Origin of the sequence: Rahnella sp. CG8 (assembly GCF_023701875.1) — a bacterium.
In the GTDB taxonomy this organism is placed as follows: domain Bacteria; phylum Pseudomonadota; class Gammaproteobacteria; order Enterobacterales; family Enterobacteriaceae; genus Rahnella; species Rahnella aceris.
Genome location: NZ_JABAED010000017.1, coordinates 118401 through 128909 on the forward strand (window position 1 = coordinate 118401; position 10509 = coordinate 128909).

7 protein-coding genes and 1 tRNA gene are annotated in these 10509 nt (G+C 44.8%); 2 read left to right on the forward strand and 6 right to left on the reverse strand.

All coding sequences use genetic code 11. The features are described from left to right. Window positions 1-3: 3 nt before the first annotated feature. The 6 genes from HGO41_RS16765 to speF form a co-directional block, all read right to left on the reverse strand. The gene (locus tag HGO41_RS16765) at window positions 4-1221 is read right to left on the reverse strand and encodes an oligosaccharide flippase family protein (RefSeq protein WP_112150898.1); all 1218 of its coding nucleotides are present in this window, start codon (window positions 1219-1221) and stop codon (window positions 4-6) included. Window positions 1222-1324: 103 nt separating this feature from the next. After that, window positions 1325-3475 (reverse strand): polysaccharide biosynthesis tyrosine autokinase, encoded by a 2151-nt coding sequence (locus tag HGO41_RS16770; protein WP_112150899.1) that lies wholly within the window; start codon window positions 3473-3475, stop codon window positions 1325-1327. Next, complete coding sequence (locus HGO41_RS16775) at window positions 3472-3921, reverse strand: low molecular weight protein-tyrosine-phosphatase (RefSeq protein ID WP_081925130.1); 450 nt, start codon at window positions 3919-3921, stop codon at window positions 3472-3474. The genes HGO41_RS16770 and HGO41_RS16775 overlap by 4 nt, the downstream gene beginning before the upstream one ends. Before the next feature lie 6 nt (window positions 3922-3927). Further along, on the reverse strand, window positions 3928-5058 hold the full coding sequence (locus HGO41_RS16780; protein ID WP_131638316.1) for a polysaccharide export protein: 1131 nt from the start codon (window positions 5056-5058) through the stop codon (window positions 3928-3930). A 310-nt stretch (window positions 5059-5368) separates the two neighbouring features. After that, on the reverse strand, window positions 5369-6463 hold the full coding sequence (wecA, locus tag HGO41_RS16785) for a UDP-N-acetylglucosamine--undecaprenyl-phosphate N-acetylglucosaminephosphotransferase (protein WP_223509105.1): 1095 nt from the start codon (window positions 6461-6463) through the stop codon (window positions 5369-5371). 340 nt (window positions 6464-6803) lie between these two features. After that, on the reverse strand, window positions 6804-8966 hold the full coding sequence (speF, locus tag HGO41_RS16790; RefSeq protein ID WP_013576854.1) for an ornithine decarboxylase SpeF: 2163 nt from the start codon (window positions 8964-8966) through the stop codon (window positions 6804-6806). A gap of 706 nt (window positions 8967-9672) precedes the next feature. On the opposite strand from speF, the gene HGO41_RS16795 reads away from it, so the two are divergent. Both HGO41_RS16795 and HGO41_RS16800 read left to right on the forward strand, forming a co-directional pair. Then, window positions 9673-9748: transfer RNA gene (locus HGO41_RS16795), tRNA-Phe, on the forward strand. Window positions 9749-9910: 162 nt separating this feature from the next. Next, window positions 9911-10509 (forward strand): tyrosine-type recombinase/integrase (locus HGO41_RS16800; protein WP_250981241.1); only part of this gene is annotated, 599 nt, incomplete at its 3' end.

Here is a 10509-nt window from a genome sequence, read left to right on the forward strand (position 1 = left end):
ACCTCACTGGTCGCTCTCTGTCACAGGCCTGAACACAGTTATATACATCAGCAAAGCAACAAAACTATTTGAGAAAAACAATACCCATGGTACAGAAAACACGTTCATAAACTTACAGACCAAGAATAATATAACACAATGGATAACCCCACCTGTAAAAGTACAATAAGAAATTGCTTTGCTCTTCCCATGAAAAAAACAAGTCGATGCCATAATCAGATAGAACCCCTGCGATAAAAATGCAGGTACCATAATGACTACAAATCGTTTAACGTCCTTATACTCCTCACCCGCCACCAGATTGTATACTCCCTCGGGAATTAACTGTGCCACAATGGTTACCAGTGTGCTCATAAAAAAATACCCAACGAAGATCAGTGTAAAGTGTTTACGGCTGATTTTATTATTTTTCAACTGACTGTACAGGTGAGGTGTTAATGCTTTATTCAGGGCCATCAGCACCACAGTAATAATTACGCTTAACTGAAATGATGCAGAGTAATTTCCCAGCGTGGAACTGGAAAAATAGTTACTGATCATAATCCTGTCCAATCCTGACCGGGCCAGAAAGCTCATATTATGAATAATGAGTGGAATACCAAAAAGTAGCAATTGTGATGATGTTTTTTTAACGGTATCAAAACAAAAATCGGCCTGCTTCAGCCAGTTTCTGTTGGACCATGAAGAAATAAATATTGAAATCAGGAAACCAAGAATAATCGCGTAAACCCTGATTTCATAGCTCACCTTAAAACAGTACAGGAACAATAATGTGATAACGAATGACATTGCTGCATTAAGGACTTGAGCAGTCATGTATTTCTTCGCTTCTTTCCTGGACTGATTAATCGATACGAGGCTTGTATAAATACATTGAAAATATCCCGCAATCGCGGCAAGAATAATTATATCACTCGGATAAAAAGCATATACCCCAGCAACGCAAAGGATAAAGGCAACGGATGATATAATGACAGAGGAGAAGAAATAGTCTGCCGAGTTGTAATCTTCTTGCGTATATTCGTACTTAATTATTGCGGCAGATGTGTTTAGTCCAATGAAGACAAAGAAGACCGCGACATAGGCATTAAATAAGGATATTTTCCCATACTGCTCAGGGCCTAAAGCACGTGAGAGAACAGGGAGAAGAAGGAAGGGGAAGATTTTTACAATCAGTTCCCCACCGACATAAATAATACTATCACTGAATATCTTTTTCATTATTTTTCACTAACTGGCATGATAAGCATCGTGATTCAGTCTTGATTGTCAAAAATAAGAATCTCTGTTAACCCCTGCAATATCAAAACTCAGTGGTAAACTCTCATGTTTCAGGCGAATGATATTCATATATTTCTTTTTTACCATAGTTATAAAATCCTGAAGGTTTATTAACTACTGCGTTGAGTATCACTCCATTAATATCAATATTATTTCTGTTAAATACTCTGATTGCGGATTCTATTTCACGCACTGTGCTCTGCTCAAATTTAGCGACCAGCATAGAAATACCTGCATACCTACCTATAATAACGGCATCGCTTACCGCAAGGACTGGTGGCGCATCAAGTATGACGAAATCATAATTATCTGATGCCCAATGAATAAGATCGTGATACTGCTTACGCAGCAAAAGCTCTGAAGGGTTTTTTGACCACTTCCCGCGAGTGATAATATCCAGTCCGGGGATTTTAGTACTCTGAACAGCTTCCTGACACGTGATTGAACCCGTAATCGCATCGGTTAACCCGACGTTCTTAATATCGAAGATCCGATGCGCATATCCTTTTCGCATATCACAGTCAATATATAAGACCCGCTTGTCAGCCTGACTCACTACCACTGCAAGGTTGGAGCTGATGAATGTTTTCCCTACCTCCGGAGTGGCACCGGAGATCATCAACACATTTGAACGAGCTTCCATCATCGAGAAATACAAACTGGTTCTTAAATTCCTCAGAGCTTCTATCGCAATATCTGATGCTTTTTCAAGTGCTAACAAACTAACAGGCCGAGTATCACTCATAGAATGAGAATAGTGATTATTCCTCCACTCTGACAGAGGCACATTTGAAACGACATTAAGTCCGATATCTTCAAGTATTTCTGCGGAGTCGATACCCTGCTGTAATGAGACCTGTGCCAGTATAAATCCAACTGATGAAATCAATCCCAGGCAAGCAAAGATAAATATTACCAGGACTTTATCAGGCTTAACCGGTTTTAATCCTGTGACGGCACTGTCGATAATTCTGACAGAGCCAATAGTACTTGCCTGGCTGATTTTAAGTTCTTGCTGCTTATTCAACAACTGCATATAAACGAGCTGACCCGATTGGACATCACGCGTCAATCTGACGACTTCCTGTTGCGTCAGAGGTAAGGTGCTGACTTTTTCATTCAGATTTTTCTTTTCATCTTTCAGAACCTGGATTTTTTCAATCAATGCTAAATAAGCCGGATGTTGTGTTGTATATAACTTTGAAATTTCGGTTTCTTTAAGGATAAGCTGATTAATCTGACCATCGAGTTGCACCATGCTATCGAGAGTTGATTTTGCTTCCATCGGTAAATCTACGGAATTGTTACGGCTTCTGAAGGCGTTTAATTTCGTTTCCGCGATTCCGAGATTGTTTTTTACCTGCGGAAGCTGACTCTTAATAAATCCCAGACTTTTCTCCGCTTCTTCCGCTTTTCGGTGAATACTTTGACGAGCATAGCAATCAATGATTGTCTGAAGGATGCTCTTAATTTGTTTACGATCCCTGCCATTGTAGCTAATAGTCAAAATACCGGTATCTTTGCCCTGATCGATGACGTTGACATTGGCTCGTAACTCCTCAATGACCTTGAGTGTTTCAACTTTGGTAACAGAAAACTTATCTCCCTTAAGAGCATGTATTTCGTTCACTTCAATACGAAATTCAGGAGTTTCCAGCATCTTCCCTGCCGTTCCAGATACGGTAGTACCGGACGGTGACGTTATCTGATACTCAGCATCATTGAGAATTTCAAGCGTATAAGAACCTCCGATAACACCTCTGCGTGGCTCAAAGATATCCACCGCGATCCGCGGTACTCCAGGCTGTGAGTAACGTCGTATCGCCTCTCCAATGATGGGGAAACTGATAAAACGAACTTCAGTATCCAGATTCAGTTTAGCAACCGTTTCTCCAAGGATTGCCCGGGAGGTAACCAGTTGCATTTCTGTTGCAGAAACAGGCGATTTCGCCGGCAATAATTGCGAGATATTACTCATCATGTCGATTTCACCTGAGTGATCGACCTGAACTAAAGCGTCAGCATGATAAACCGGAGATGATAAAAAGGCATATAACAAACCGATAAAGACAAAAATAAAGGTAATCACAATAATAATGTATCTTTTATCAATGATAGCGCCCATATTTTTACGTAAATCAAACTCGTCCGGGATACATTTATTTCCTGACTGACCCGTCATTTTTCCAATCATTTTAAACCCTGATAATTTAAAGCAGCCTTCCAGCCAGATACTGACTCTTTTATAAGAGAGAATATATAATCAAATGCTTCCATATCTTTTCCATAAGGATCAGGAATTTCTTTCCGCTGATTCCAGTGGCCCAGCAACATAATTTTCCCTCTGATTTCGGGTAAAGAATGAGTGATGGCATTGATATGCGTCCGCTCCATCACCAGAATAAGATCAAACTCCTTACCCCTTTCTGGTGTGAACGGCTTCGCCTTATGATTTTCCAGTGATATCCCGTGGCGTTCAGCCACCATTTTTGCCATGTGATCAGCCCTTTGTCCGTTAAGCGCAGACAAGCCTGCCGACTGTATATTTTTTTCAGGCAGACATTGTTTCATCAAGGCTTCGGCAATCGGTGAGCGACATATATTCCCCACGCACACCACCAGGATAGAATTAAATATCACCTTTTCTTACCAGTTTCGAATATAACGGGCAGTTTCCGTCAGATCATGAACCCCGGTAATGGTTGGCAATAATTGTCCGATAATACGGTTCCATTTAGCCAGCGGAGCTGTCGTCACATAAACAATATCGTAAGGCTCAAGCTGGAATTCGGTTCCCAGCACCAGTGCCGTAGCATCGCTTGCATTCAACTGGTAGATGTTCGCTATTTTCTTTTTAGCATCCCCTTTCAGGGTTCTGATGACAAATACCCCTGTGGCATCCGACGTTAACGGATCCATGCCTTCAGCATTAGAGAGGGCTTCGGTCAGTGTCATGCCGCTACGATCCATGCGTAGTGTCGTTTGCTTTTTCACTTCGCCCATCACGAACACTTTCAGCTCGTCGTTTCTCGGGACATACAGGATATCTCCCGGCTCAAGCAAACGGTTCTGCCGCATATCTCCATGCTTCATTAAAGACTGCAGTGAAATGAGAGATTTCTCGCCATTATGCGACAACACGATATTATTCCAGTCCGCATTTTCACTTAATCCCCCCGCCAGATTAATTGCGTCCATGATGGTCATGGGAACGTTAGTGACAGGTAACTGACCGGATTTTTCCACCTCACCGGTGACATAGACTTTCTGCGAGCGGAACGTCGCAACATTGACATCGACCTGCGGCGATTGAATATATTGGGTGAGCCTGGCGGTAATATCACGACGAATTTCAGAGGTCGTTTTGCCTGCCACGTTGACCATCCCTATGTAAGGGTAAAATATGGCACCTTCGGCGTTAACCCAGTTCCCGGCATCGCCGGCACTTCGATACTGACCGGCAGGTGTCGTCAGTTCAGGATGGTCCCATACCGTAATTGTTAATATATCGCCGATGCCAACATAGTACTGGTACTTGTTAACACGTGAATCAAGGTCGCTGTTGACTGTCGCAATGGCAGGGTGACGAACAAGTGACTCCACCAGTTTAGGCGTGATGGGATAAATATCGACCATTGCATTAATATCCTGATAAGGGCCGTTTTCTTCCACGACATTTTTACCCGAAGTACTTATACCGATACCAGGCGATAACGAACATCCACAAAGCGATACTACAAATATGATGAGTGGAATAGTAACAATCTTAACTTTCATAACGTTTTAACCGTTTATTTTCATGGGGAGTAGATTTAATGGTGTTGTTTTTAGCAAAATCTTCACAAGGAGTCTGGAGGGAATATTGTTACTCAATTTAGGGATCGATAAATATTGCGATAGCATTGAGTATTTTTTCACGCTACCGCCCATGGATGTTGTAGACATCCATTAGAATAATAAAATCACCAATAAGTCCTTTACAAAAAATTTAATATTAGCCAGTCTCCGCTTAAAAAAAGCAGAATTTAAACATATCTATAAATTAGTATAAATGCCGACGACAATAACAGATCGTTTATCGTCGTGTTTATTGTACTGATATTTCTATGGTTTCATTATTATTCTCATCTCCGGGGGAGACTTCTGAATATTTTGTATGAATCGCCAGCCAGTGACGAACAAAACAATAGATGACAAAAATCAGGCAGAATAAAAATAAAGACAGCAGTTCATTTACTTTAAGAATATTTAATCCGATACCAAATGCATTCATCAAAAAAGAGCCAAGAAGAATAATACTGAGAGTTTTTTTATTGGAGAAACCATAATTTATGAGCAAGTGGTGCAGATGCGTTCTGTCTGGCTTGAAAGGAGAATGTCTTCGGATGAGACGCCCAAACATCACCGCAACCAGATCCATCAGTGGGACAGCGATCAACCAGATTGCGGTTGCAGGTGCCATCACGGCGTTATATTCCCCGGTGGCCAGCATGATAGCCCAGATAACCGTAAACCCAAGGAATGTACTCCCCGCATCTCCCATAAAAACTTTCAACCTGGAACAGCTGACATTCAGGATAATGAAAGGAACAATTGCCGCAATAAAAAGCTGACAGTACAGCGCCATAGGTATTTTCCCTGCCACAGCAAAGCAGATTGCCAATCCCGTAAATGAAAGAATACTTAACCCGCCTAACAGCCCGTCAATTCCGTCTATCATATTGAAAGCATTAACTGATGCCCAGACAGCCAGCAATGAGACGGGGAAACTTAAGATCCCCAACCTAAGCTCGTAATTGTTCCACAAATTGCCGAAAGAGCTAATATATACGCCGTCAGACATAATGATAATTGCACCTGCCGCCTGAACAATCACGCGAAGAAATACTGAAAGAGCATAGCGATCGTCAAGAACACCGATACAAACCAGAAGGAAGCTACTCATCAGAAAAGCATTATTGTGCGCAACGGAAGGAAAAAAAAGTAAATTTATTACTACCACCGTGAGATAGATAGCAATGCCGCCTACCAGCGGAATATTACTGCTGTGTTTTTTTCTGTAATCAGGCTTGTCGACCAGTTTTAATTTAATACTTACAGCCCTGGCCGCCAGTAAAAAAATAAAACAAATGATAGGGGTGACAAATAAAAATCCGTACATCCCGTTAACATCCTTTTCCATGGAGTTTTTATTTTAACAGTTGAAGTAAGCTTGGCAATTTATAGGAACGGAAAGTAAAAAGCAACATCTGGAAACAAGTTTGATTTGAAAGTTGAGAGGAAGAACATGAAAATAACACGTACAATTAATATCACACAAAGCATACAAAAAACGAATTATTCTCTGTAATTAATAACACAAACAAATAATCAAACAAACTAACACAGACTATTTATATTAATGGCAATACTTGAAACAATAAAACATTCACAAAGCATATCAATATCATAAATAATGGAGAGGTTATTGCCTCCCCATTATTTGAAAACCAGCAAGCGGATAATTTATTTTTTACAGCAAATTACGCAGAAACCACATACCCCATCACGCGCTTCCAGCCGACCGTTTTTTTCTCAATATACACACCCTGCAATTCTGGGGAGAAACCCGGCAGCAGATTGATACCTTCTTCCAGCGCCATAAAATAGCGCTGAACCGCCCCGCCCCACAGTTCGCCCGGCACGACACATAGCACGCCAGGAGGATATGGCAGCGCGCCTTCCGCAGCGATACGGCCTTCGGCATCACCAATTGCCACCAGCTCGATGTTATCGCGAATAAACTCGTTATGCGCATCCTGCGCATTCATCACTACCTTCGGGAAACTCCTCTCACGGAACATCTCTTTCTGTAACTCTTTCACATCAAAGCTGACGTAGAGATTATGCATTTCCTGGCACAGCTGGCGGATGGTGTAATTCCGGTAGCGGTCTTCGTTTTTGCGATACACCGTCGGCAGCACTTCGCTGAGCGGCGCATCTTCTTCGATGTATTGCTCAAACCGCACCAACTCTTCCACCAGCAACTGCATTTTGGCCGGTGTTTCCGCCGGGGTAAGCAGGAACAAAATCGAGTTCAGGTCACATTTCTCCGGCACGATGCCATTCTCGCGCAGATAGTTCGCCAGAATGGTCGCCGGTATGCCGAACTCCGTGTATTTACCGCTGGAAGCATCAATGCCCGGCGTGGTCAGCAGCAGCTTGCACGGATCAACGAAATACTGTTTCTCGGCATAACCGTCGAAGGCGTGCCAGCGTTCACCCGGCACAAAATCAAAGAAACGCACATCGTTGGCCATTTCATTGGTTTCATGATCCTGCCAGCGTTTGCCGCCGACGGTTGGAGGAACGAACGGTAAAATCATCGAGCACTGATCAAGCAGCATTTTGCGGGTTTCGATGCCAAGCTTCACGCACTCCATCCACATGTGTTTTCCGCTGCCACCGGCATGAATGCGCGCATTGACGTCAAGCGCGGCAAACAACGGATAAAACGGGCTGGTCGAGGCATGCATCATAAACGCATTGTTGAGCTTTTTATGGCTGCAATGACGCTTCTGGCCTTTGATGTGATTGTCTTTTTTGTGGATCTGCGAGGTCTGCGAGAATCCGGCCTGCTGCTTATGTACCGACTGCGTAACGATAATGCCAGGGTCATTTTCGTTCAGCTCCAGCAGCAGCGGCGAGCATTCTTTCATCATCGGGATGAATTGCTCGTAACCGACCCACGCGGAATCAAACAGGATGTAATCACACAGATGACCGATTTTATCGACCACCTGACGCGCGTTGTACACGGTACCGTCATAAGTACCAAGCTGGATAATCGCCAGGCGGAACGGACGTTTTTCAGTCGCGCGATGTGGCGCCACTTCTTTGATTTGTGCTCGCAGATAAGTTTCATCGAAACAAGCCGCATCAATGCCGCCGATAAAACCGAACGGATTACGTGCTGTTTCGAGATAAACCGGCGTAGCGCCCGCCTGCAACAGCGCACCGTGATGGTTTGATTTGTGGTTATTACGGTCGAACAGCACCAGATCGTCGCGGGTCAGCAGCGCGTTGGTGACGACTTTATTGGCCGCAGACGTGCCGTTGAGCACGAAATACGTTTTATCCGCGCTGAAGACTTTAGCCGCATACTTTTGGGCATCTTTCGCTGAACCTTCGTGGATCAGTAAATCGCCCAGTTTGACGTCCGCATTACACATGTCGGAGCGAAAAATATTCGGGCCATAGAAATCATAAAACTGGCGCCCTGCCGGATGACGACGGAAAAACTCGCCGCCCTGATGCCCCGGACAGGCAAAAGTGGCGTTCTCCATCTCGACATACTTTTTCAGCGTATCGAAAAACGGCGGGAATAAGGCTTCTTCATAAACCTGTGCGGCAGACTCAATCTGCGCGGCATAAAATGCCTGATTGGCGTCCGATAGCGTGATTACGCCTTTCAGCAACGGCAGAAACTCAGGTGAAATCTGCTCTGTACCCTGCACCGCAACAAACGCGGGAATACCAAATCCCAGCGTTTCAATATCCGCCAGCCTGCCGTGGTTCAGGTCACCGACAGAAATAATGATGGCCGCAACGTCCGCGTAATCGGCGCGACGCAGGTCAACGACCAGACGTGCTGTCTGGAGATAAGGGGCGACGGAAGCGCTTGCTGCAAGTTTTAAGTGTTTCATTCAGGCTCTCAAACGGTTAAGTAAGAGGGTGTGCCAGGTGGCACGGCAATGAGCTGGCGCATACGTCATTAAAGGTATAGAGCGCAGAGTCCAGCCCGGCAAATGACGTTGGCTAAAGCGAGATATCGAGTGCAACAGAACAATGCCGGTATGGCAAAGTGGTGACAAATCGGGTTTCAGGCCAGGCCACGTCTGATAGACAACATTAAAATCAGAGAACTGCTCTGTTTTATTCTCTGTTTTTAATAATGCCTGACAGCGAGCAAACGGTAGCCTTACCGCATGAAAGAGACTACAAATGGAGGAAAACTGAAATCGTGGTGTTTACAGCACCCGGAGATCATCATCAGATTGTTTGTGCACTGACGAACAGTGCGATGTGATAAACCAGCCATGCCGCAACCCTCTTGAGCTGTCGCGTGAAAACGGGATCAGAGTTGTTTAATAAATCGGCGCAATAATGGCATCTTTTACCCCCCTGTTCAACCCTGAACATTGCGCGAATTTCTTACAGAATGCGACATTGATTACGCCCGGAATTTCCGCGCTTTTCGGGATTATTGCCGGGTACGAACGGGGTAAGCGGCCTGAACCCTAAGTTAAATCGTCAAATTGTCGTAAAAAGCATCAGTCGGTTGACGAACCCCGCGGTTGTCACAAAAAGCCGTTGACGGCACATGCCCGATACGGTTTAATGCGCCCCGTTGCCCGGATAGCTCAGTCGGTAGAGCAAGGGATTGAAAATCCCTGTGTCCTTGGTTCGATTCCGAGTCCGGGCACCATTATTTAGTCCATAGACTTCCGTATACGTCTGTGAACTGCTAAAAATCAGTAAGTTAAACAGGCCCTGCTGTATACAGACGTATAGCGGGGTCTTTTGACATCCGCTCTTTTTGGGGGCTTAATTAGGGGCTGATTGGTTCGATAAGCATCGGAGCCCCCAAATGCCTCTTACTGATACCGCTATCCGCAACGCCAAGCCGCTGCAAAAATCTTATAAGCTCAGTGACAGCCAGGGTTTGTACCTGCTCGTGAGTCCTTCTGGCTCCAAACTCTGGTACCTGAAATACCGTTATGACGGCAAAGAGAAGAAACTGGCCTTCGGCCCCTATCCTGCCGTGTCTCTGGCAATGGCGCGTGAACTGCGAACGAAGGCTCGCGCTGATTTAAGTCATGCCGTCGATCCGGGACTCAAGCGCCAGCGGGAAAAACAGGCCAGAAAGAATGGCAACACCTTTGAGGAAGTGGCCCGCGCATGGCATAGCCGGAACCGCCGCTGGTCAGACGTCCATGCCGGACGCATCCTGCGGTCACTTGAGCTTCACGTCTTTCCCAGAATTGGTCAGATCCCCATCACTGATATCACCGCCGGCGATTTGCTGGTTCCCCTGCGCATCACCGAGAAAAAAGGCCACCTCGAAGTGGCCATGCGGTTACAGCAACGCATGACCGGCATCATGCGTTACGCGGTACAGGAATATTTGATCACCCATAATCCCGCCACCGATTTAGCCGGGGCGATAATGCCGCCGGAAAAAAAACA

What these genes read in the sequence shown, in the direction of transcription:
- HGO41_RS16765 (WP_112150898.1), bottom strand. Translation starts at nt 1,221, where the DNA reads ATGAAAAAGATATTCAGTGATAGTATTATTTATGTCGGTGGGGAACTG.
- HGO41_RS16770 (WP_112150899.1), bottom strand. Translation starts at nt 3,475, where the DNA reads ATGATTGGAAAAATGACGGGTCAGTCAGGAAATAAATGTATCCCGGAC.
- HGO41_RS16780 (WP_131638316.1), bottom strand. Translation starts at nt 5,058, where the DNA reads ATGAAAGTTAAGATTGTTACTATTCCACTCATCATATTTGTAGTATCG.
- wecA (WP_223509105.1), bottom strand. Translation starts at nt 6,463, where the DNA reads ATGGAAAAGGATGTTAACGGGATGTACGGATTTTTATTTGTCACCCCT.
- speF (WP_013576854.1), bottom strand. Translation starts at nt 8,966, where the DNA reads ATGAAACACTTAAAACTTGCAGCAAGCGCTTCCGTCGCCCCTTATCTC.